Source organism: Pseudomonas medicaginis, assembly GCF_965119365.1.
Lineage (GTDB): Bacteria > Pseudomonadota > Gammaproteobacteria > Pseudomonadales > Pseudomonadaceae > Aquipseudomonas.
In genome coordinates this window covers 38,846-60,793 of record NZ_OZ221631.1, presented here as the reverse complement: position 1 = coordinate 60,793, position 21,948 = coordinate 38,846, and the positions used below count along the sequence as shown (strand labels likewise).

Here is a 21,948-nt window from a genome sequence, read left to right as displayed (position 1 = left end):
CCGCGATGAGTAACGACGATCGTACCCAGTTCATGCCGACGCCCGGTGGCCGTGGTGGAGATCCCTTCCGCCCGGACGCTGGCCGGCCACAGCCGACGCCTGCGCCTGCACCGCTGTCGATGCCGTCCGCGCCGGTGCTCACCGGCAAGGCCGAGGGGCTCAACCCGCTGGAAAGCGCTGCCGGCCCGCTGCTGGCGCTGCTGACGCGCCTGCGCAACACCATTGCTCACCCGGCGCCGGCCAGTTTGCGCGCACAACTGCTGGCTTACCTGCGCCAGTTCGAAGAGCGCGCCGAGGCCGCCGGTGTGGTGCGCAACGATGTATTGCTGGCCCGCTACGCCTTGTGCACCGCGCTGGACGAAGCGGTGTTGAGCACGCCGTGGGGCGGCACCAGCGATTGGGGCAAGCAAAGCCTGTTGATCACCGTGCACAACGAAGCCTGGGGCGGCGAGAAGGTGTTCCAGTTGCTGGAGCATTGCCTGCAAAGCCCGCGCGAGCGCCTGTATCTGCTGGAGCTTTTGTACCTGTGCATGTGCCTGGGTTTCGAAGGGCGCTACCGGGTGATGAACGACGGCCGCAGTCAATTGGAAGCGTTGCGTGAACGCACCGCCGCCGTCATCCGCAGCGCCCGGGGCGACTACGAGCGCGAGTTGTCGCCGCACTGGCGCGGCGTCACGGTGGCCCGGGATCGACTGGCGCAATTCATGCCGCCTTGGATCGCCGTGGCCATCGGCGTGGCGCTGTTGCTGGCGCTGCTGTTCGGCCTGCGGATGAAACTGGCGTCCGATGCCGAACCGGTGTTCAAGAACATTCATTTCCTGGGCGAAATTCCGGTGCAGACCATCGACCGCCCCGTGGTGCAGCCCAAAGTGATCGAGCGTCCACGCCTGGCCGGCTTCCTCGCCGATGAAATCCGCGCCAACCGGATTGCCGTGGAAGACGCCGTCGACCGCTCGGTGGTGACCATCCGCGGCGATGAACTGTTCGCCTCGGGCAGCGCCAGCATCAAGGACGACTTCCAGCCGCTGATGCTGCGCATCGCCGATGCGGTGGGCAAGGTCAAGGGCCAGGTCCTGGTCACCGGCCACAGCGACAATCGGCCGATCGCCACGCTGCGGTTCCCGTCCAACTGGGCACTGTCCGAGGCCCGGGCGCGCTCGGTGCTGGACATTCTTTCGGCCAAGACCGGCCAGCCCGAGCGCTTCAGCGCCGAAGGCCGCAGCGATACCGAGCCGTTGGCATCCAACGCCACCCCAGAGGGGCGTGCGCGCAACCGTCGGGTTGAAATCACAGTATTGGCGGAGGGGGTCGAGTGAAGGCGCTTTTCAGTTTTATGACCCGCTGGGTCATCCCATTGCTGGGGCTGATCGCCCTGAGCCTGATCATCTGGTTCGTTGGCCCGCTGCTCGATTGGCTGGTGCCCGAAGGCCGCCGCTGGACCTTGATCATCCTGGTGTTCGCGGTATGGATCGCCTACCGGGTGTTCCGCATCATCCAGGCGCGCCGCCAGGCCGCCGAAGTGATGCGCAGCCTGGCCGCGCAAACCCCGCCCGACCCCACCAGCATCGCCACCGCCGAAGAGCTCGAAACCCTGCGCCAGCGCATGGACGAAGCCTTGGCTCTGCTCAAGAAAGCCAAGCTGGGCGGTGACGAGCGTCGTAATCTCTACGAGCTACCGTGGTACGTGATCATCGGGCCGCCGGGTTCGGGCAAGACCACCGCGCTGGTCAACTCCGGGCTGCATTTCCCACTGGCCGCGCAACTGGGCGCCGGTGCGGTACGTGGTGTCGGCGGTACACGCAATTGCGATTGGTGGTTCACCGACCAGGCTGTCCTGCTCGACACCGCCGGCCGCTACACCACCCAAGACAGCGACGCGACCGTCGACAAGGCCGCCTGGCTGGGCTTCCTGGGCCTGTTGAAAAAACAACGGGCCCGGCGCCCGATTGACGGAGCGTTCATCGCCATCAGCCTGTCCGACCTGCTGCTGGGCAGCGACGCCGAGCGCGCCGCCCATGCCGCGGCGATTCGCTTGCGGATCCAGGAGCTCTACACCCAACTGGGCGTGCGCTTCCCGATCTACCTGATGCTGACCAAGCTCGACCTCGTACCGGGGTTCATGGAGTATTTCGACACCCTGAGCAAGGAAGAGCGGGCCCAGGTCTGGGGCATGACCTTTGCCCTGGACGATGGCAAGAGCAGCGACAGCCCCCTGGCGCACCTGCAAAGCGAATTCACCGGCCTTGAGCAGCGCCTCAACGACCGCTTGGTGGAACGCCTGCAACAAGAGCGCGACCCGGCGCGGCGCGATCTGATCTATGGCTTCCCGCAGCAGTTCGGCGCCTTGAAAGATTGCCTGCGGAGCTTCCTTGAAGGCGTGTTCAAACCCAACGCCTTCGAAGAGCGCGTGTTGCTGCGCGGCGTGTATTTCACCAGCGGCACCCAGGAAGGCAGCCCGATCGATCGCCTGATCGGCTCCATGGCCCAGAGCATGAACCTGGACCGTCAGCACCTGGCGCGCCAGACCGGCACCGGGCGCAGCTACTTCATCGAAAAACTCTTCACCGCCGTGGCCTTCGCCGAGCGCGGGCTGGTGGGCGTCGATCCGAAAGTCGAGCGGCGGCGCAAGTGGATCGCCCGCGGGGTACTGGCCTCCACCGTGGTGCTGGTGTTGGTGGTCAGCACGCTCTGGTGGGTCAGCTACCGCGCCAACCAGGCCTACATCGCCCAGGTCGATCAGAAGGTCGCGCCGTTGGGGCAAACCGTGCAGAACCTCAGCCCGGCCCAACGGGATGTGCTCGCGGTGTTGCCGTTGCTCAACGCCGTGAAACACCTGGCTGATGACGCACCGAGCTGGGCCGAAGGCCTGGGCCTCTACCAGGGCGACATGCTCGAAGCCGAGTCTGGCAGCGTCTACCGCAAGCTGCTGATCGCGGTGTTCGCGCCACGCCTGCTGACACGCATCGAAGAGCAACTGCACAGCGGCGGCAACTCGGATTTCCTCTACGAAGGCCTGAAGGCCTACCTGATGCTCGCCGACACCGAGCATTACGACGCCGACTTCATCAAGGCCTGGATCGCCCTGGATTGGGACCGCAGCCTGCCGCGCGATTTGCCGCCCGAGCAGCGCCAGGCCCTGACCGCGCATCTGCAGGCGCTGTTCGAGCGGCGTCCGCCCCTGGCGCGCCTCGACCCGCGCCTGGTCGAAGACCTTCGCCGCCAGTTGCAGCAATTGCCGGTGGCCCAGCGGGTCTATGACCGGATCAAGCGCCAGAAACTGCCCGAAGGTGTCCCGGATTTCCGCATCAACGAAGCCGCCGGGCGTGACGCTGCGCTGGTGTTCAGCCGCAAGAGCGGCAAGCCATTGGGCGAGCCGCTGAGCGGGTTCTTCACCGTCAAGGGTTACCGCCAGGGCTTCATGCTCAGCAGCCTGAGCCAGACCGGCACCCTGGCCGAAGAACAATGGGTGCTGGGCTTTGAGCAGGCCGATCAGCAGAACGTCGCCAGCCTGGCCGCCGATGTGCGTCGCCTGTACTTCCAGGACTATATGCGCCAATGGGACGCCTTGCTGGCGGACATCGACTTCGTGCCGATCACCAGCGTGGCCCAGGCCGCCGATGTGCTGCGGGTGATTTCCGGCCCGACCTCGCCGTTGAAGAAACTGCTGGTGGCGGTGGCGAAGGAAACCGACCTGCAACAGGATGAACGCCTGCTGGCCGCCCAGGGTGTGCCGGCGGACGGCGGTGTGGACAAGCTCAAGGAACGCCTGGGCAGCTTGCTCGGCCAGGAGCAGGCGACGCCAAACGCACCGGCGCAAAGCGATGACCCGATCACTGCGCACTTCGCCGAGCTCAACAGCATCGTCAGCAAAAGCGAAGGCGAGCCGGCGGCCATCGATGGCTTGCTGGCGGACATGAACGCCCTGTACGTGCAGGTCAGCGCCATGGTCGGTGCCAGCGGCGACGCCTTGCTCGGCGAAGCCAAGAACCAGGCCACGGCCGCCGCCACCCGCGTCAGCCTCAACGCTGAACGCCAGCCGCCGCTGGTGCAGGGCCTGGTCAAGTCGGTGGTCAACTCCACCACCAACAGCATGATGGGCGGGGTGCGCAACCAGCTGAACGCCGCCTGGACCAGCGAAGTGGTGAACATCTATCGCCAGTCCCTGGCCGGGCGCTATCCGATGTCGCCAGGCAGTGCGCGGGACGCCACCCTGGATGACTTCGGCCAGTTCTTCGGCGTCGGCGGGGTGATGGACAACTACTTCCGCAAGTACCTGCAACCCTACGTCGACACCTCGACCCCGACCTGGCGCTGGCAGCCGGGCGCGGCGCAGAAGCTCGGCATCGCCCCCGGCGTGCTGCAGACCTTCCAGCGCGCGGCGACCATCCGCGATGCGTTCTTCCGTTCCGGCGGCACCCAGCCGATGGTGCGTTTCGAGCTCAAACCGGTGGCGATGGACTCGACCATCACCCAGTTCCTGCTCGACCTCGATGGCCAGCAACTGAGCTACGACCACGGCCCGAGCCGCCCGACCGCCATGCAGTGGCCGAACCCGGGCAGCATCGGCGTGGTGCGGATCTCGATCATGCCGCCGTCGTCCAGCGGTCGCTCCGGCGTCACCCTGGATGGGCCGTGGGCCTGGTTCCGGCTGTTGGAGCAATCGGACCTGACCGCCGGCAACTCGCCGGACCGCTTCAACCTGCGGCTGCGGGTCGATGGCGCCAGCGCTTCTTATGAGCTGCGGGCCAACAGCGCCTTCAACCCATTCAAGAGCCGGGTGCTCAGCGGCTTCAGCCTGCCGGAGCGGTTATGAGTACGCCGGGCTTCTATGGAAAGTTGGCCAGCCGCGGGGACTTCGTCAGCCGTGGCTTGCCCCAGAGTTTTGTCGGCCCGTGGGATTCGTGGTTGGCGGCGGGTTTGCTCGCCAGCCAGACCAGCCTCGGCGAGCGCTGGCTGGATGCTTATCTGGTCAGCCCGTTGTGGCGCTTCATGGTCGCGCCGGGTGTGTGTGGGCCGGACGCCGCCGTCGGGGTGGTGATGCCGAGCATCGACCGGGTCGGCCGTTATTTCCCGTTGACCGTCGCGACGCTGCTGGAGCCCGACGCGGACCCGGCGTCGGTGGTGGGCGGTGCGGACGAGTGGTTTGAACGGGTCGAGAACCTGTTGCTCAGCACGTTGAGCGTGGAGGCCAGCTTCGAGGCGTTCAACGAGCAGTTGGAGACCCTCGGCAGCCCGATGTACCTGCCACGCACGCCGAGCAGCCGCTTCGCCAGCTTGCATCGCTTCGATGCCACCGACCCGCAGCGGCGCATGAGCGCCCTGGCCGAGGCGGCCTGCGAAGGCGCGAGCCTGTGGTGGGGACAGGGATCGGAGCGCATTGCCCCGGGTTTGATGCGCTGCCAGGGATTGCCGGCAGCCGCTGATTTTGCGCAATTTTTGCTCGGCCAAGAAGGTGTGGTGTAGATGCGTCCAAGTGCCGGAAAAGCAATCAAGTCTGCAAGCAAAAGCCATGTCGGGATGGTCCGCCAGGTCAACGAAGACGCCTGCCTGGACCTGCCGGAAAACGGCCTGTGGGTAGTGGCCGACGGCATGGGCGGGCACGCGGCGGGCGACTATGTCAGCAGCCTGATCGTCGACAGCCTGCGCCGCATTGCCGTGGGGCGCTCGCTGGACGAATACGTCGCGGCGCTGCAAAGCGACCTGCTGCGGGTCAATGCCGCCGTGCGCGAGGAAACCGCCAACCGTGGCGTGACGATGATGGGCAGTACCGTGGTGGTGCTGGCCGCCCGTGACCTGCGCGGCATGTGCCTGTGGGCCGGAGACAGCCGTTTGTATCGCCTGCGCGACGGCGTGCTCGAAGGCATCTCCCGGGACCACAGCTATGTCCAGGACTTGCAGGACAGCGGCCTGCTCAGCGAAGCCGAGGCGCGGGTCCATCCCCGGGCCAACATCGTCACCCGGGCCATTGGCGTCGAGGCGCAGCTGAACCTGGCGTTGACCGAACTGCTGCTGGTGCCTGGCGACAGCTACCTGTTGTGCAGCGACGGGCTGACCAAGACCGTCGACGATGATGAGATCCGTGAAGTATTGAGCCACGACGAGCCCGGCGAAATCGCCAGCAGCCTGGTGTCCCTGGGCCTGATGCGCGGCGCGCCGGACAACATCACCGTGGTGGTCGTGAAGGTGCCGTCATGAGCTTGACCCTGAACATTGTCATCCCCGGCTACGACATCGAAGGGCCGATCGGCGAAGGTGCGATGGCCAGCGTGTACCTGGCGACCCAGCGTTCGCTGGAGCGCAAGGTGGCGTTGAAAGTCATGGCTGCCGCCCTGGCCGCCGACCCGACCTTCTGCGAGCGTTTCCTGCGCGAAGGCAAGACCCTGGCGCGCTTGTCGCACCCGCACACCGTTACCATCCATGACATCGGCAACGTCGGTGAGCTGTATTACATGGCGATGGAGTACCTGCCCAACGGTACGCTCAAGGAACGCATCGCCGCGGGCCTGACGCCGGAGCAGGGTCTGACCTACATCCGCCAGATCGCCTCGGCCCTGGGGTATGCCCACGGGCTGGGTCTGGTCCACCGTGACGTCAAGCCGGCCAACATCCTGTTCCGCGCCGATGGCACGGCGGTGCTCTCTGACTTCGGCATCGCCAAGTCCCTGGACGACCGCACCCAGTTCACCCAGGCCGGCTTTGCCGTCGGCACGCCCAGCTACATGAGCCCGGAACAGGCCCGTGGACAAGAGATCGACGGTCGCGCCGACCTGTACGCCCTGGGCGTGGTGCTCTACGAAATCCTCGTCGGCAAGCTGCCGTACACCGGTAACGACGCACTGTCCACGGCCCTGGCACACCTGACCGAACCGCTGCCGGAGTTGCCGGTGCACCACGGCCGTTACCAGGACGTGTTGCGCAAGCTGCTGGCGAAGGATCCGGCGGAGCGTTTCCCGGATGCGGCGGCGTTGCTGCGGGCGTTGGATAACCTGCCTGAGGAGTCGGAAGCGACGCTGATCCGGCCGTTGTCGTTGCAACTGCCGGAGACGCTGAAACCGGTGGACGACTTGGCGGGTTTGACGCCCATGTCCATCGACATTCCCAGCGGCCCGGCTTACTCACCACCGCCGCCACAATCGCAGCCCAAGCCAGTTCCTCCGCCGATAAAACCGACGGTCCAATCCTCGGTGTCGGAGCAACGCAAGGGGCCGGTGTTCGCCCTGGCCGCTGTGGCGGTCGCCGTGGCGCTGGCGTTGGGTGGCGCGGGTTATTGGTGGTTGTCCGGTGATGACGGCAAAGACGTGAAGACGCCAGTGGCCACGACCCCCTCGGTCAAGCCAGCGGAAGTGAAGCCACCGAAGCCCCCCGAAGTGCCAGCGGTCAAACCGCCCGCTGCCCCTCCTGCCCAGCCCCCTGTGGCGACCGAGGCCGACGGCGGCCAGCGTCCGCTGTTGATGGCTGGCAAGAAAACCCTGTTCCAGCGCGTGCTCAGCAAACCGGGGGCAAAACTCGCCGACGCGCCCGGCGCGGCACCGGGCAAGGCACTGCCGGCGTTTTCCGTGCTGTACGTGTATCAGCGCAAGGACGTCGAGGGCAGTGCGTGGGTGCGGGTCGGTGCGGCCACCGACGGGCGCAGCGACGGCTGGTTGCCCGCCGCCCAGGTCAGCGACTGGAAGCAGAGCCTGGTGCTCAAGTTCACCGAACGTTCCGGCCGTGCGCCAGTGATGTTCCTGCGTCAGCCAGGCGAAGTGGAAAAGCTCCTGGCTAACCCATCGGCCGCCAAGAACGTGTTGCTCAAGGCCCAGCAGAGCCCGCAGGACGACCAGCAAGTGCTGGCCTTGGAGCCGGCGGCCAGCGCCGTACCGCAGAGCCAGTTCTACTTGTTGCCGATCTTCGATTCCCGCGAGAGCCTCGATGAAAACGGCCAGCCGGTGCAGTTGCTGAATGTCGCGTCCATCGACCCTGGCAACACCCCCAAGGCTGTGGGCAACACGCCGATCACCACCGCCAACGCCGACGCGTTCCGCACCGCCGTGGTACTGGTGGTGGACACCACGGTGTCGATGCAGCCCTACATCGATCAGGTGCGCGATGTGGTCCATCAACTGCAAACCCGCATTGCCGAGCGCGGCGAGTTGGACAGCGTCAGCTTCGGCATGGTGGGTTTCCGCAGCAGCATCAAGAAAACCCCGGGCCTGGAATACGTCGCCAAGACCTTGATCACCCTGGAGCAGGGCCGCGACCCGCAACGTTTCATGGAACTGGCGCGGCAGGTCAAGGCATCGACGGTATCGAGCCATTCGTTCAACGAAGACGCTTTCGCCGGGGTCATGGAGGCCGTCGAAGGCATGGACTGGTCCGGCTACGGCGGGCGCTTGATCCTGCTGGTCACCGACGCCGGTGCCCTGCGCAAGAACGACCCGTTTGCCGCCACGCAAATGAACGAGGCCGAAGTCCGCCAGGCCGCGCTGGGCAAGCAGATCAAGATCTACGCCTTGCACCTGCTCAGCGACGCCGGCAAGAAAACCCACGCCGGCGCCCAGAGCCAGTACCGCACCCTGACCGCCGACGCCAACCCGCAGATCGGCGACCTGTACATTCCGGTGCCGGGCGCCGACGTGCGCAAGTTCGGCGAGCGGGTCGACGAGATCGGTTCGGTGTTCGCCGACCTGGTGCATCAGGTGCGCAGCAACAAGGCGCAGAGCGTGCCGCTGCTCAGCGCCGCGCCGAGCCTGGCCGACAAGTCGGCCGCGGTCGGCTACGCGATGCACATGGACTTTCTGGGACGCAAATCCGCCAGCCAGGCGCCGCAACTGGTCAGCGCCTGGACCGCCGACCGCGACCTGACCAACCCGGCGCTGCCGGCGTTCCAGGTCTGCGTGATGCTGACCAAGCTGCAACTCAACGACTTGCAACAATCGCTGAAGCTGATCGTCGACGCGGCCCGCAAGACCCAGAGTTCGCCCAAGGACTTCTTCCAGGAAATCGCCAGCGCCAGTGCCTACATGAGCCGCGACCCGTCGGCCCTGCGCAAGGGCGGCAACCTGGCCGACGGCGGCATTCTGGGCGAGTACCTCGAAGGGCTGCCGTACCGCAGCAAGTCGCTGAACATGACCCAGGACTTGTGGCTGTCCTTGAGCGTGGCCGAGCAGGAAGATTTCATCGACGAGCTGGATTCGAAAATCCGCCTCTACGAAACCTTCCACAACGACCTCGCCAACTGGGTGCGCTTCGGCGACGCCGAGCCGGGTGACGCCTTGTACCGCGTTCCGTTGTCGACGCTGCCGTGATGCTGACCCTGAACGCCGTGCACAAAAGCCGGGGCGCCGGCAGCCAGCGCTACAGCCTGGTGATTCCACGGCTGCATTTGCGCGGCGGTGAACAGCTGGCGGTAGTCGGCCCCAGCGGCTGCGGCAAGAGCACGTTGCTGGACTTGCTGGCGCTGGTGTTGGCGCCGGATCAAGCCGGGCAGTTCGACTTCACGCCCGCCGACACGCCGCTGGACGTCGCCAAACTGTGGCGTGCGTCGCAACAGGGCGCCTTGGCCGAGCTGCGCAGTCGTTACCTGGGTTATGTTCTGCAAACCGGCGGCTTGTTGGGCTTTCTGGATGTGCGCGGCAACATCGCGTTGTCGCGCAAACTGCTGGGCTTGAAGGATGATGCAAGCGTGACGCGCCTGGCTGGGCAGTTGGACATTGCCGATCAATTGGACAAAAAACCGGCGGACTTGTCCGTCGGCCAGCGCCAGCGGGTTAGCTGTGCCCGGGCGTTGGCCCATGGGCCGCGCCTGCTGCTGGCCGATGAACCGACAGCCGCCCTCGACCCGCTGAACGCTGAGCGCGTCATGCAGTTGCTGGTGGCCCAGGCCCGCGAACAGGGTGTGTGCTGTGTGGTCGCCACCCACGACGAGGCGCTGGCCCGCGCCAGCGGTCTGCAGGTGCGGCGCATCAGTTGCCGTCGCGATGTCGACGGCGGTGTCACCGCCACCCTCGGGGAGGCTTGCTGATGCGCGGCGCGCTGGTGGCCTCCCTGGCCTGGCAGGATTACCGCAACGATGCCTGGCTGTCGGCCTGCTCGGTGTTGGCGCTGGTGGCGGTGGTGGCGCCGTTGCTGGTGCTGTTCGGCCTGAAGTTCGGCCTGGTCAGCAGCCTGACCGAGCGCTTGCAGAACGACCCTGCCACCCGGGAAATCATTCCCTTGGGCGGCGGTCGCTTCAGCGCCGAGTTCGTCGAGCAATTGAGCCAGCGCAGCGACGTAGCCTTTGCTTTGCCGCGCACCCGGCAGATCGCCGCCACGGCGGATTTGAGCGGCGATGCTTCGACGGTCACGGTGGAGATGATCCCCACTGCGACCCACGATCCCTTGTTCGAACAATTGCCTGTGCCCCAAGGCCTGGATCAAGTGGTACTCAGCCAGACCGCCGCTGAAAAGCTCGGCGCCAAGGCCGGCGATTGGTTGCAGGCCAGTTTTGGCCGGCAGGTGGCCGGTCGCAGCGAGGCGCAGCGCACGCGGGTGCAGGTGCTGCACGTGCTGCCATTGGAAGCCTTCGCCCGCGACGGCCTGTTTGCCCCGCTGGCCTTGCTGGAGGCGGCAGAGGATTACCGCGACGGCCGTGCCGTGCCCGCGTTCGACTGGCCGGGCGAGGCGGGGAGTGTGGCCGGGCAGCGGGTCTATCCGGCCTTTCGCTTGTATGCCCGCAGCCTCGGCGATGTCGAGCCGCTGCGTCAGTATTTCGCTGGGCAGAACCTGTTGGTATCGACCCAGGCCCAGACCATCGCACAAGTGCAATCGCTGAGCCGCAATCTGTCGATCGTGTTCTGGATCATCGCCGGGTTGGCCTTGGCCGGCGCGTTCGCGGCGATCTTTGCCGGTGCCCTGGCGGCGGTCGAGCGTAAGCGCCGAGAGCTGTCGGTGTTGCGCCTGCTGGGGGTTTCCACCGCGGCGCTGATGCTGTTCGTGGTGTTGCAGGCGCTCTACAGCGCCACGTTTGCCGCGTTGTTGAGTGCAGGGTTGTATGGCCTGGCGCAGTCGGGCCTCAATTATTTATTTGCACAGATGCCCGGCGAATACGCCAGTCATCTGCTGCTGCGTCACTACCTTTTGGCCCTGGTGGCGGTGCTCGGCGTCAGTGCCGTCGCGGCGGTTGCCGGCGGCTGGCGGGTGGCGCGCATCCAGGCATGTGAAGGAATTCGCGATGTATAAGTTATTGGGCGCCGCCGTGGCGCTGAGCCTGGCCGGTTTGGTCTGGGCTGATGAAAGCACGGACAAGCTGGACAACCCCAAGCCGTTGCCCGGCGACGTCAGCCTGCCGTTGCCGTGTGAAGGCCAGATGGTGTTCCGCTACGTCTACATCCTCGCCCAGGGCACCCTGGACGACCGCGAGATCAGCCTCGGTTACCCGTTCAGCGAAGGCGAGGCGGGCTATCAACAGTCGTTCATTTCCGGCTACCGGCGTGACTTCATCAACGGCCAGTTCACCCTCAAGGACCTGCCCAAGGACTGGAACAAGACCATCACGCCGTTGATGCCCAAGACCGACGCCAAGACACCGCTCAAGCCGATGCTGTACTTCATCGGCAAGTACGAGGTCACGGCCCGGCAGTACGCCCAGGTCATGGCCCAGGCGCAATCCCTGGCCAGCGGCGAGCCGGCCCCGGCCTGCGAAGCCTTGCAAGCCGATTTGCCCCAAGGTGTGGCGGGGCGTCTGCCCAAGGTGAAACTGTCGAAGTTCGAGGCCGAACGCTTCTCGGCGATATACAGCGCCTGGTTGATGAAATACCACAAGGACCTGCTGCCGGTGAGCGGTCGCGGCACCTCCGCCGAAGACGGCGGGCTGGGTTTCGTGCGCTTGCCGACGGAAGTCGAGTGGGAGTTCGCCGCCCGTGGCGGGCAAGCCGTCAGCCGCCAGGACCTGGAGGGGCGCCTGTTTCCACGACGCCTGGAAGGCAGTGAAAGCGATGGGCCGCTGGCCGATTGGGCCGTGTTCAACCAGGTGGCCGGTGGCACCGGCCAGGCGGCGCGGTTGATGCCCATTGGCACCAAGCTGCCGAACCCCATCGGCCTGTTCGACGTGGTGGGCAACGCGGCCGAGATGGTCCAGGAATCCTTCCAATTGGTGCACGCCGGTCGCCGCCAGGGCGCCTATGGCGGCTTCGTGGTCAAGGGCGGCAACTACCTGGAAGGCGAAGGTACGCTGTTCACCGGCATGCGCCGCGAATACCCGTTGTTCGCCGCCGATGGCACCGAGCAAAGCAACGAGACCACGGGGTTTCGCGTGGCCGTCGGGGCATTGTTGGCGCCGCGCTCGCGCTACAAGGAATTGTTCGCCCAATGGCAGAAAGAAGGTCGGCTCGCGTCGCTGACCGACGCCATCGACGATGCCGAAGACCCGACCAAGCGCCTGGACAGCATCATCGCCGCCAGTGTCGACCCGCGCCTGCAAGCCGAATTGGGCCTAGTCAACGAAGAGCTCAAGCGCAACGTCTCGCTCATTGCCCAGCAACGCGAGGAAGCGGCGGGCAACCTGATCCAGTCCTCGGCCCTGGTGGCCGAGACCATCAACAACTACAACATTCGCCTGACCAATCTGCAGAACAGTCGGCAAGCCGCCTTGGACGCCAAGGACGAGGCCAGCGCCCAGCTGTTCGCCACGGCCATCGACAATGGCCGCAGCGCGCTGGATGGCGCGGTGGCGATCTACATCGACAACCTGGCGACCGGCACGCGCTACACCGATGCCGTGATCCAGGCGCAGTTCCAGCGCATCAAGGAAGAGTTGGAGCGCAAACCGGTACTGGGCAAGAGCCTGGTGGCGCGTGCAACGTTATTCGTTCGTCATGTCGGGGATTATCGTCAGCAAAAACGAGCCGACCCGGCGGCGATATTGAAGGAATTGCTCGCATCGAACGCTCAGCGGTCTTGAGTGTGCGTTGTCAGCGAGCTTGGAAGGGACTCAGGCGGCGATAGCGCCGTGCTGAGCTGGTCAACACTTAAAAGAGAACACAACTATGCTTTTCTCCCGTAAACCTTTGGCTTCGGTTTCCAAGCGTCACTTGCTGATGGTCGCTGTCGGCTTCAGCACCGTACTGACCGGTTGCGCCACGTCGCCGACGTCCAAGGTCGCGTCGAGCACCAAGGTCGAGTACTACCCGAACTGCTACGAGCCGGTGCAGCACTTGCGCGCCACCGAAGGCAACATGACCAAGTCGGTGATCACCGGTGCGGCCGTTGGCGCGGTCGGCGGTGCGCTGCTGGGCGCCCTGACCGCCGATAAGGAAGACCGTGGTCGTAATGCCGCCATCGGTGCCGCGGGCGGTGCCCTGGCCGGTGGCGCAACCGGTTACTACACCGAGCGCCAGAAGCAGATCGCCGATGACAACCAGCGCATCGCCTCCTACGCCGCTGACGTCAACAAGAGCGCTTCGGACATCGACCGCAGCACCGCGTACGCCAAGGCTTCGCAACAGTGCTACCAGAGCGCGTTCACCAAGCTGGTGGCCGACCGTAAGGCCAAGACCGTCAACGACACCGAAGGCCGCAAGCGCCTGGCGGAAATCGTCTCCGGCTTGAAAGAGTCGAACGACCTGATTGTCGCGGTCAACGGCAAAGCCGCCGAAGACTTGAACAACTACACCCAGGCCTATGAGAAAGACCTGCAGCAAGTGGGTGTGCAGCGTACTGATGTGGTGACCGTAGCGACCGCGGAAACCAAGCCGGTTGTCGCTTCGACCAAGACCAAAAAAGCTGTGAAACCGGCGAAAAAGCCGGTGCTGCCAACCGTGCCGAAAGAAGCGGTGACCACCGAGAAAACCCTGCAGACCGCCAAGGCCAAGCAGGATGAAAGCAAGCAGGTCGCCAGCGCTGGCACCTCCCAGGTCAACAGCATGTGTAAAAATCCGGACCTGGGTGATTGGGCACCGGTGCCTTGCCCGAATGTTTGATTGAGTGAGGGCTGCTGATCATTTGATCACTGCATAAACCCTGTGGGAGCGGGCTTGCCCGCGAAGGCGGCCTTATGGCTGGCCTGGATCTTGTTGACTGGGTACATATCCGTTGCTGCGGTAACGGCCACTTAGGGTTCCGCCCTTACGGCGGGTCACTTTTGGCAAACGCCCCAAAAGTAACCAAAAGGTCTTGCCGGTATGACTCACCCACATGGGTTACAAATCAGTTCACGCACATAGGTAACAGTTTTTAACTGGCATGGTCGATTTCGCGAGGATCTGACCATGTCCTGGAGAGAGCTGAAACCTATGGACCTCAAAGTGATGTTCATCGCTGAGTATCTATCCGAAAAGCACAGCTTTAGCAGGCTGTGCCAGGACTATCAGATCAGCCGAAAGACCGGCTACAAATGGGTCGAGCGCTATGAACTGGAGGGACCCAGTGGGCTTGACGAACGTAGCCGCCGACGGCACAACCAAACCTATGTAGTGCCGCTGGTTGTGAGGCAGGCCATTATTGAGCTTCGCTCTACTGGCGAAACGGTTCCGGGTCCTAAAAAGATCCAGAACGATTTGATGAAACGTTTCCCGGGGCAAGATCCGCCGTCGAAAACGACGATTTACAACATCCTCAAGGCCGTTGATTTGATCACGCCTCGGCCGTCGCGCCAGCGTGTCGCTGTCTATCCCAAGCCTTTGCGTAAGGCAGAAACGCCTAATCAGCTTTTCAGCGCAGATTACAAGGGCCAATTTCTGACTGGGGCGGGCGTTTGGTGTTATCCGCTGACGATCATGGATCATGCCAGTCGCTTCCTGCTTGCCTGCGAGAGCATGGCCAATACCAATCTCAAGGAGACCCAGCAAACTTTCGAGCGCGTTTTTCGTGAGTATGGGATGCCTGAGCGCATCCGCACCGATAACGGCGTGCCGTTTGCCAGTACGGGGCGTGCTGGGCTGTCGCAATTGTCGATCTGGTGGCTACGCCTTGGGATTATTCCTGAGCGAATTGAGCCTGGTCGGCCAGATCAAAATGGACGTCATGAGCGCATGCACCGGACGTTGAAAAGTACCTTTCCCCAACCGCCGGCAATTGCTTGGGAGGCTCAGCAAAAACATTTTAATCGATTTATGCAGCACTACAATTACGAGCGGGGACACGAGGCGCTCGGTCAGAAAACTCCGGCCTCCTGCTACACACCCTCAACTCGGGCTTACCCGGAGAAGTTACCGGAAATGGGGTATGCGAGCCATATTGAGTGTTACCTGGCAGATGGTAGCGGAATCATTAATCGAGCCGGTCTGCGGATATACGTAGGGAATCTGCTTAGGCATCAGAACATTGGAATGGAGATGATCAAGGACGGCGTATGGAATGTGATCTTCGGTCCGGTGATCCTAGGTCACGTCAATGCCAGGGACGCAAAGAACGGCTACGTTTCAATCAAAGTGTCACCTATGTGAATGCACTTTTTTGTAACCCATGTGGTTGTCCCGTACATTGCCCCACCACTCGGTGCCTCGCCTAGGCTCGGCATGCCCGAACGCAGGCATTGCTCCGTGGGCCGCCGCGAAGGGCCATCCATGGCCCAGCGCGGCTATCCCGGCATCCATGCCGGGATGCCCACTGCGCAATACCCGCGTTCGGCCAGCGTGGTCAACGGGGCCCCCAGATCAAAAGCCCGCCGAGGCGGCCTTATAGCCGGCCTGGTTCTCCCGGTCGTACACCTGTCCGATCTGTGGGAGCAAAGCTTGCTCGCGAGGCGGCCTTATAGCCGACCTGGCTCTTTGGCCGTCCCCCGATCCAATTGTGGAAGCAAAGCTTGCTCGCGAGGCGGCCTTATAGCCGACCTGGCTCTTTGGCCGTCCCCCGATCCAATTGTGGAAGCAAAGCTTGCTCGCGAGGCGGCCTTATAGCCGACCTGGCTCTTTGCCGTCCCCCCGATCCAATTGTGGGAGTGGGCTTGCCCGCGAAGGCGACCTGGTAGCCGGCCTATCCCTTGCGGTTGTACCCGATCCAATTGTGGGAGCGAGCTTGCTCGCGATGGCGTCGGCTCAGCCTGCATCAATGTGAGCGTTATCCCTTGGCATCTCGCGCCGCCATCTCCTTGTTTTCCAGATGATCCAGTGCCCGTTCCACCAACAACTGCACCCCATCGGCCATGCGGCTGATCGCCAGGGCGATGCAGCGACGTGAGTCATCCACGTCGTCAGCCAGGTCGGCGGCGATGGTGCTGATGGAGAGCAGGTCTTCGGAGGCGTTGGCGAGCAGGGTTTCGGTGTCGATGTGGGGAGAAACGATGAAGAGTTGGCTTTTGTCGGGTTCAGGCGGGGAGGGCTTGGGGTTGAGGTAGTAGTGGAGGGCGCGGGTGGCGGCGTCATCGAGCTTTTTTTTTTCCTGCGCTTGGACGCGGGATTTGTGGCCGTTTTGCGGCGGATTGGGAGTTACCTTGAACATAGATGTATTCCGATATGTATTTGAAGAAACTGCCACCGTTCGTTGCACCGAATTAAGGTGGCAGCCGTGCGTAGGTGTGCAAGACCGGGCATATCGGACCCCGGCAGACCTTGAGAGTCTCCCACGCACAGCCGCCATAGCAGTTGCGCGCCGATATGTACCGGACTTGCACGTCCGTGTCACCGTTTTTTGCGATGACGAACAAAGGTTAGCGGTGCAAAACCAGGGCGCCTAGTTCACGAACAGCCCGGCGTTTTGAAGGAAATCTCCGAGGCGCGTGAGGAAAATGACAGGCCAGGGAATTGGTCTGTCAGACGTGACTTAGCAGTCATCGTGCAGGAAAATCTATTCATCTCCCGTTAAAGCGATCAGATGATGGCGTTTAGCCGAAGAATCGCTAAACTGCGCCAGCTATTCATCTTTCTTTCGAGGCGCTGTCGATGAAATTTCGTTTCCTGCTGTGGATGCTGGGCTTGCTGATGGGCAAGGCCAGCCGGACCAACCCGGCGTTCCAGCAGCAGTTGGGCGACAAGGAATTGGTGTTTCAGCTGCAAACCCTGGACGGCAAGGTCGCCCGGCATTTCACCGTGAAGAACCAACGCATCACCAGCCAGTCCGGCGTTTACCCCACCCCGGCCTTCGCCATCGCCTTCAAGGACGCCGCCTATGGCTTCGCCACGATGCAGGCCAAGAACAAGCAACTGGCATTCATGACGGGGATCCAGGACAAGTCGATCCAGATCAAGGGCAACCCGGCGCTGGTGATCTGGTTTCAAGGGCTGATGAAGTATTTGAAGCCAAGAAAACCTAAAGCCTAGTGGATTACTGTGGCGAGGGGATTTATCCCCGCTGGGCTGCGAAGCAGCCCTAAAACCTGATTCCCCGGTTATGCAGGCTTACCGCAGTTAGTCTTGTTGGGCCTGCTTCGCAGTCCAGCGGGGATAAATCCCCTCGCCACAAAAGCTCAACTGCCTGTGTCAGCAATCAGTGGCTGAACTGCGAAGCCAGTTCCCGCAGCAGCACTTCTGCTTCAAGCACTTTGCTGACCACGTCATTGACCTTGTCCCGAGACAGCCCTACGCGCTCCAGCAGCGCATCGGGGATTTCTTCATCCGGGCCGGAGCCGATACCGCGTGAGCGCAGCAGGCGTACGGCCAGGCATACCAGGTTCGGGTACTCGGCGTATTCGCCGTCGTAGTGCGGATCGTGCTGGAAACGCAGGGCGGTGGCCAGTTCGTCGGGCATGTCCCAGTAGCGCATCAGCCAGGCGCCGATCTGTTCGCGACTGATGCCCAGCAGGTGCTGTTCCACGTAGCTGTGGCACAGGTGCGGGTTGACCTCCAGGTGCCGGCAGATCAGCGAGAAGTGCGGCGGGAACACATGGGCCAGCAGCAGGTAGCCGAAGTTGTGCAGCAGGCCGGACAGGTAGGTCAGGCCACCTTCGGGACGCTGGGCGCGCGGCATGGCGCGGGTCAGGCCCTCGATGACGGCGGCGGTGTAGATCGACTGGTGCCAGTAGGGCGTGGTGTGTTGCGGGTGGTCCTTGGGCAGGCTCAGGGTCTTGCCCAGGGCCAGGCCCAGCGCCAGGTTGATCACCAGGTCGAAGCCCAGCACCCGCACAATGGCGTCTTCCACTGAGCGAATCTTGCCCGGCGAAGCGTAGTACGGCGACGCGGCCCAGCTCACCACTTGTGCGGCCAGGGCCGGGTCGGTTTCGACGACGCCAGTGATGTCATCGATGGTGGCGTCAGGGTCGACCCGTAGCTTGATGATTTTTTGCGCGGTTTCGGCCAGCGGCGGGATCTCGATGGTTTCTTCCAGTCGTTGCTGGATACGCCGGGCGGTGAACGCCTGTACGGCCTGGGTGATTTCCTTGCGGTCGTCGTGCGGGCGGTCCAGGTTGGGGGTGATGTTGCTCACGGCTTCGCCGAACGTCGCGGCGCTGGCCTTGGTGAGCATGGTCTTGAACGCTTCGCTGGTCACTTCCAGCAGCAGCCCCGGCTCGCCGGAGTTGATCAGCAACTTCGGTTCGCGCAGCAGGCTTTCTTCGTACAGGCACGGTGAGCTGGTCAGCGCCGGCAGGCCGGGCAGCAGGCTCAGATTGTGTTTGCCGAGCATGCGCTCCAGGCGTTCGGTCGGCACCGCCGTGAGCTTGCGGCCCGTCAGTTCGGCCAGGCGGTTGAGGTCCAGCAGCTGGCTTTGCGGAAACAGCACCATGAGCGCGCCAACGGCATCGTGCAGCAACACCGCCTGCACTTTGCGGGCGGGGTTCAGGCCGGGTCGTTCGAGTACTTCGTCATAGCCGATGCCCAACTTCTCGAGCAACAGCCGAATAACAGACGGAGCGTGCGGGGGTTCGGGGGCGAGGGCAGCTTCTGTCATGGTCTGTATCCGTTTTCCTACAAGTTGGTCAGTATAACCAGCTTGTCCGGCACGCGGGTCCTGAAAACTGAGCGCGTGCTCACACTTGGCCGTATTGCTGCCCATGCCGCAGCCAACGATCCAGCAGCGGGCTGACGTGGTCGGGCCAGCGTTCCAGCAGCGCCTGGGCGGCGTCGCGTACGGCGGGGAGCAGATCGGCGTCGCGCATCAGGTCGGCTACCTTGAATTGAAGCAGACCGGTCTGGCGTGTGCCGAGCATTTCACCGGGACCGCGCAATTCCAGGTCTTTTTCGGCGATGACGAAGCCGTCGTTGGTTTCGCGCATGATCCCCAGCCGCTGGCGGCCGATCTGCGACAGTGGTGGGTGATAGAGCAAGACGCAATGGCTGGCGGCGCTGCCCCGGCCTACCCGGCCGCGTAGCTGGTGCAATTGCGCCAGGCCCAGGCGCTCGGGGTTCTCGATGATCATCAGGCTGGCATTGGGCACGTCGACGCCGACTTCGATCACCGTGGTGGCGACCAGCAGTTGCAGGGCGCCGGCCTTGAACTCAGCCATTACCGCGGCTTTTTCGGCAGGTTTCATGCGGCCGTGGATCAGCCCGACTTTCAATTCGCCAAGGGCGGCGGTGAGGTCCTCAAAGGTGGTTTCGGCCGCCTGGCAGGTCAGCTCTTCCGACTCTTCGATCAACGTGCACACCCAATAGGCCTGCCGCCCTTCGGCACAGGCACTGCGCACGCGTTCGATCACTTCCACCCGTCGGGTATCGGTGACCAGCACGGTATTGACCGGCGTGCGGCCGGGGGGCAGTTCGTCGAGGATCGAGGTGTCGAGGTCGGCGTAGGCGCTCATCGCCAGCGTCCGCGGGATCGGTGTGGCCGTCATGATCAGTTGATGAGGGCACATCCGCCCACCCACGCCTTTCTGTCGCAGGGCCAGGCGCTGCTGCACGCCGAAGCGGTGCTGTTCGTCGATGATCACCAGGGCCAGGTTCTTGAACTGCACTTCGTCCTGGAACAGCGCATGGGTGCCGACCACCATCGGCGCGCCTTCGGCGATCTGCGCCAGGGCGGCGGTGCGGTGCTTGCCCTTGAGCTTGCCGGCCAGCCAGGCGACTTCGATGCCCAACGGTTCGAGCCAGCGCTGGAAGGTGATGAAATGCTGTTCCGCCAGGATCTCGGTAGGGGCCATCAACGCCACTTGATAACCGGCCTCCAACGCCTGCAACGCGGCGAGGGCGGCGACCACGGTCTTGCCGGCGCCGACATCGCCCTGGATCAGCCGCAGCATCGGCTCGGGCTGGCTCAGGTCGTAGGCGATTTCGTTGCCGACCCGTTGCTGGGCGCCCGTGGGGGTGAAGCCGAGGTTGGCCAGGTAGCGGGCCGGCAGATCCTTGGCCTTGGGCATGGCCGGGGCGCGCAGGGAGCGCAGGCTTTCGCGCAGCCGTTGCTGGGACAGTTGATGGGTCAGCAGTTCTTCGAACGCCAGGCGATGCTGGGCCCAGTGATGGCCGAGGGCGAGTTCGTCCACGTCGGCGTCGGCGGGCGGATGGTGCAGGTAGCGGATCGCATCGGCCAGCGGCGCCAAGTGGTAATCCCGGGCCAGTTCCGTGGGCAGCCAGTCGGGCAGGCTGCTGGGGCCGAGCAACGTCAGGGTTTGCTGGCAGAGCTGGCGCAGGCGTTGTTGGGTCAGGCCTTCGGTGAGCGGGTAGACCGGGGTCAGGGTTTCATCCACGGGCGGCGGTTCGTCACCGGTAATGCTGCGGTATTCCGGATGGTAGATTTCCAGCCCCGACGCCCCGGGCCGCGCCTCGCCGTAGCAACGCACGCGGGTGCCGCGCTTGAGGCCTTCTTTCTGCGCATTGCTGAAGTGATAGAAGCGCAGGCTGAGCCCGCCGGTGCCGTCCTGCAGGCGCACCACCAGGCTACGCCGACGGCCCATGACCACATCGGCGCCGCTGACGATGCCTTCGATCACTGCATCCTGCCCCGGGCGCAGATGACCGATGGGCACCACGCGGGTGCGGTCCTGATAGCGCAAGGGCAGGTGGAACAGCACGTCCTGGAGGTTTTCCAGGCCGACCTTGGCCAGTTTCTCGGCCATGGCTTCACCGACACCCTTGAGTGTCGTGACCGGCACTTTCGACAGCTCAGTCATGGCTGCGGCTTACTTGCCGGCGGGCGGCTTGGCCACGGAGCACAGGCGGATCGAGTCGGCGAGGATTTCGATGGCCTTGGGCCGCGGGAAGCTGGCCCGCCAGGCGATGGCCACGGTGCGGAACGGCGCGGGCGGCGTCAGCGGGCGGACTTCGATCACACCGGGGGAGTAATGATGGCTGTCCACTGCCGACAGCGGCAGGATCGAAATGCCCAGGCCGGAAGCGACCATGTGGCGAATGGTTTCCAGGGAGCTGGATTCCACGGTGGTGTGCTTGGCCCCTTCGCTGCCCTTGGTCAGGGTCGGGCAGGCTTCGAGCACCTGGTCGCGGAAACAGTGGCCTTCGCCGAGCAGCAGCAGGCTCTTGTCGTTGAGCAGGGCGGCGTCGATGGTTTTTTTCTGGGTCCAGGGGTGCTCCGCCGGCATCAGGACGTAGAACGGTTCGTCGTAGAGCGGCAGGGTGAGGACGTCGGCTTCGTTGAAGGGCAGGGCGATGATGATCGCGTCCAGCTCACCGTTGCGCAGCTTGTCGCGCAGCACGTGGGTGAAGTTTTCTTCTATGTACAACGGCATCTGCGGGGCGACCCGGTGCAGTTGCGGGATCAGGTGCGGGAACAGATACGGCCCGACGGTGTAGATGGCGCCGACTTTCAACGGGGCGGTCAGTTGGTTCTTGCCGGCCTGGGCCAGTTCACGAATGCCCTGGGCCTGCTCCAGGACCTTCTGTGCCTGGGCGACGATGCCTTCGCCCACCGGGGTCAGGCGCACGGCGCTTTTGCTGCGCTCGAAAATCAGCACACCGAGTTCGTCTTCAAGTTTTTTCACGCCCACCGACAGCGTCGGCTGGCTGACGTGGCAACGCTCGGCCGCATGGCCGAAATGCTGCTCTTGGGCGAGGGTCACGATGTAGCGTAATTCTGTGAGGGTCATGGCGAGCGTCCGTGAAGTTGCGAGCCAAGCATACCGGCTGCAATCGATAGACGCACGTTATCAGACTGGGGGCGCGGTGCGACACT

15 protein-coding genes are annotated in these 21,948 nt (G+C 63.9%); 11 read left to right on the top strand and 4 right to left on the bottom strand.

Translation table 11 applies throughout. The annotated features are described in order from the left end of the window. Positions 1-5: 5 nt before the first annotated feature. The 10 genes from ACMTA2_RS00275 (at position 6) to ACMTA2_RS00230 (ending at position 15,401) form a co-directional block, all read left to right on the top strand. Positions 6-1,316, top strand: a complete 1,311-nt coding sequence (locus ACMTA2_RS00275) for a DotU family type VI secretion system protein (protein ID WP_413793229.1) — start codon at positions 6-8, stop codon at positions 1,314-1,316. Then, positions 1,313-4,813 carry a type VI secretion system membrane subunit TssM gene (gene tssM / locus ACMTA2_RS00270; RefSeq protein WP_413793228.1) on the top strand — a complete coding sequence of 1,167 codons (3,501 nt, stop codon included), beginning with the start codon at positions 1,313-1,315 and terminating at the stop codon, positions 4,811-4,813. The genes ACMTA2_RS00275 and tssM overlap by 4 nt, the downstream gene beginning before the upstream one ends. Then, positions 4,810-5,463: a type VI secretion system-associated protein TagF gene (tagF, locus tag ACMTA2_RS00265; RefSeq protein ID WP_413793227.1), complete on the top strand. Its 654-nt coding sequence runs from the start codon at positions 4,810-4,812 to the stop codon at positions 5,461-5,463. The genes tssM and tagF overlap by 4 nt, the downstream gene beginning before the upstream one ends. Continuing rightward, on the top strand, positions 5,464-6,195 hold the full coding sequence (locus ACMTA2_RS00260) for a PP2C family protein-serine/threonine phosphatase (RefSeq protein ID WP_413793226.1): 732 nt from the start codon (positions 5,464-5,466) through the stop codon (positions 6,193-6,195). Then, positions 6,192-9,287, top strand: coding sequence for a serine/threonine-protein kinase (locus ACMTA2_RS00255; RefSeq protein ID WP_413793225.1), 3,096 nt, complete (start codon positions 6,192-6,194; stop codon positions 9,285-9,287). Before ACMTA2_RS00260 ends, ACMTA2_RS00255 begins: the two co-directional genes overlap by 4 nt. Next, positions 9,287-10,003, top strand: a complete 717-nt coding sequence (locus tag ACMTA2_RS00250) for an ABC transporter ATP-binding protein (protein ID WP_413795757.1) — start codon at positions 9,287-9,289, stop codon at positions 10,001-10,003. Before ACMTA2_RS00255 ends, ACMTA2_RS00250 begins: the two co-directional genes overlap by 1 nt. Then, the gene (locus ACMTA2_RS00245) at positions 10,003-11,199 is read left to right on the top strand and encodes an FtsX-like permease family protein (RefSeq protein ID WP_413793224.1); all 1,197 of its coding nucleotides are present in this window, start codon (positions 10,003-10,005) and stop codon (positions 11,197-11,199) included. Before ACMTA2_RS00250 ends, ACMTA2_RS00245 begins: the two co-directional genes overlap by 1 nt. Next, positions 11,192-12,919 carry a formylglycine-generating enzyme family protein gene (locus ACMTA2_RS00240; protein ID WP_413793223.1) on the top strand — a complete coding sequence of 576 codons (1,728 nt, stop codon included), beginning with the start codon at positions 11,192-11,194 and terminating at the stop codon, positions 12,917-12,919. Before ACMTA2_RS00245 ends, ACMTA2_RS00240 begins: the two co-directional genes overlap by 8 nt. 85 nt (positions 12,920-13,004) lie before the next feature. After that, complete coding sequence (gene tagQ, locus ACMTA2_RS00235) at positions 13,005-13,937, top strand: type VI secretion system-associated lipoprotein TagQ (protein ID WP_413793222.1); 933 nt, start codon at positions 13,005-13,007, stop codon at positions 13,935-13,937. A 288-nt stretch (positions 13,938-14,225) separates the two neighbouring features. Then, a complete protein-coding gene (locus ACMTA2_RS00230; protein ID WP_413790701.1) occupies positions 14,226-15,401 on the top strand; it encodes an integrase core domain-containing protein in 1,176 nt (391 codons plus the stop codon). A gap of 613 nt (positions 15,402-16,014) precedes the next feature. Here the strand turns inward: ACMTA2_RS00230 and ACMTA2_RS00225 are convergent. Next, positions 16,015-16,395 carry a DUF6124 family protein gene (locus tag ACMTA2_RS00225; protein ID WP_413793221.1) on the bottom strand — a complete coding sequence of 127 codons (381 nt, stop codon included), beginning with the start codon at positions 16,393-16,395 and terminating at the stop codon, positions 16,015-16,017. Between the two features lie 440 nt (positions 16,396-16,835). Here ACMTA2_RS00225 and ACMTA2_RS00220 point away from each other — a divergent pair, with 440 nt between their 5' ends. Further along, positions 16,836-17,213, top strand: a complete 378-nt coding sequence (locus ACMTA2_RS00220; protein ID WP_413793220.1) for a helicase — start codon at positions 16,836-16,838, stop codon at positions 17,211-17,213. Between the two features lie 166 nt (positions 17,214-17,379). On the opposite strand, the gene ACMTA2_RS00215 is transcribed toward ACMTA2_RS00220, so the two are convergent. From ACMTA2_RS00215 to ACMTA2_RS00205, 3 genes are all read right to left on the bottom strand, one after another. Then, positions 17,380-18,777 carry an aminoacyl-tRNA deacylase and HDOD domain-containing protein gene (locus ACMTA2_RS00215; RefSeq protein ID WP_413793219.1) on the bottom strand — a complete coding sequence of 466 codons (1,398 nt, stop codon included), beginning with the start codon at positions 18,775-18,777 and terminating at the stop codon, positions 17,380-17,382. Between the two features lie 79 nt (positions 18,778-18,856). Continuing rightward, the gene (recG, locus tag ACMTA2_RS00210; RefSeq protein WP_413793218.1) at positions 18,857-20,932 is read right to left on the bottom strand and encodes an ATP-dependent DNA helicase RecG; all 2,076 of its coding nucleotides are present in this window, start codon (positions 20,930-20,932) and stop codon (positions 18,857-18,859) included. A 9-nt stretch (positions 20,933-20,941) separates the two neighbouring features. Next, positions 20,942-21,862, bottom strand: coding sequence for a hydrogen peroxide-inducible genes activator (locus ACMTA2_RS00205; RefSeq protein WP_413793217.1), 921 nt, complete (start codon positions 21,860-21,862; stop codon positions 20,942-20,944). Positions 21,863-21,948 lie beyond the last annotated feature (86 nt).

What these genes read in the sequence shown, in the direction of transcription:
- ACMTA2_RS00275 (WP_413793229.1), top strand. Translation starts at nt 6, where the DNA reads ATGAGTAACGACGATCGTACCCAGTTCATGCCGACGCCCGGTGGCCGT.
- tagF (WP_413793227.1), top strand. Translation starts at nt 4,810, where the DNA reads ATGAGTACGCCGGGCTTCTATGGAAAGTTGGCCAGCCGCGGGGACTTC.
- ACMTA2_RS00260 (WP_413793226.1), top strand. Translation starts at nt 5,464, where the DNA reads ATGCGTCCAAGTGCCGGAAAAGCAATCAAGTCTGCAAGCAAAAGCCAT.
- ACMTA2_RS00255 (WP_413793225.1), top strand. Translation starts at nt 6,192, where the DNA reads ATGAGCTTGACCCTGAACATTGTCATCCCCGGCTACGACATCGAAGGG.
- ACMTA2_RS00250 (WP_413795757.1), top strand. Translation starts at nt 9,287, where the DNA reads ATGCTGACCCTGAACGCCGTGCACAAAAGCCGGGGCGCCGGCAGCCAG.
- ACMTA2_RS00245 (WP_413793224.1), top strand. Translation starts at nt 10,003, where the DNA reads ATGCGCGGCGCGCTGGTGGCCTCCCTGGCCTGGCAGGATTACCGCAAC.
- ACMTA2_RS00240 (WP_413793223.1), top strand. Translation starts at nt 11,192, where the DNA reads ATGTATAAGTTATTGGGCGCCGCCGTGGCGCTGAGCCTGGCCGGTTTG.
- tagQ (WP_413793222.1), top strand. Translation starts at nt 13,005, where the DNA reads ATGCTTTTCTCCCGTAAACCTTTGGCTTCGGTTTCCAAGCGTCACTTG.
- ACMTA2_RS00230 (WP_413790701.1), top strand. Translation starts at nt 14,226, where the DNA reads ATGTCCTGGAGAGAGCTGAAACCTATGGACCTCAAAGTGATGTTCATC.
- ACMTA2_RS00225 (WP_413793221.1), bottom strand. Translation starts at nt 16,395, where the DNA reads ATGTTCAAGGTAACTCCCAATCCGCCGCAAAACGGCCACAAATCCCGC.
- ACMTA2_RS00220 (WP_413793220.1), top strand. Translation starts at nt 16,836, where the DNA reads ATGAAATTTCGTTTCCTGCTGTGGATGCTGGGCTTGCTGATGGGCAAG.
- ACMTA2_RS00215 (WP_413793219.1), bottom strand. Translation starts at nt 18,777, where the DNA reads ATGACAGAAGCTGCCCTCGCCCCCGAACCCCCGCACGCTCCGTCTGTT.
- recG (WP_413793218.1), bottom strand. Translation starts at nt 20,932, where the DNA reads ATGACTGAGCTGTCGAAAGTGCCGGTCACGACACTCAAGGGTGTCGGT.
- ACMTA2_RS00205 (WP_413793217.1), bottom strand. Translation starts at nt 21,862, where the DNA reads ATGACCCTCACAGAATTACGCTACATCGTGACCCTCGCCCAAGAGCAG.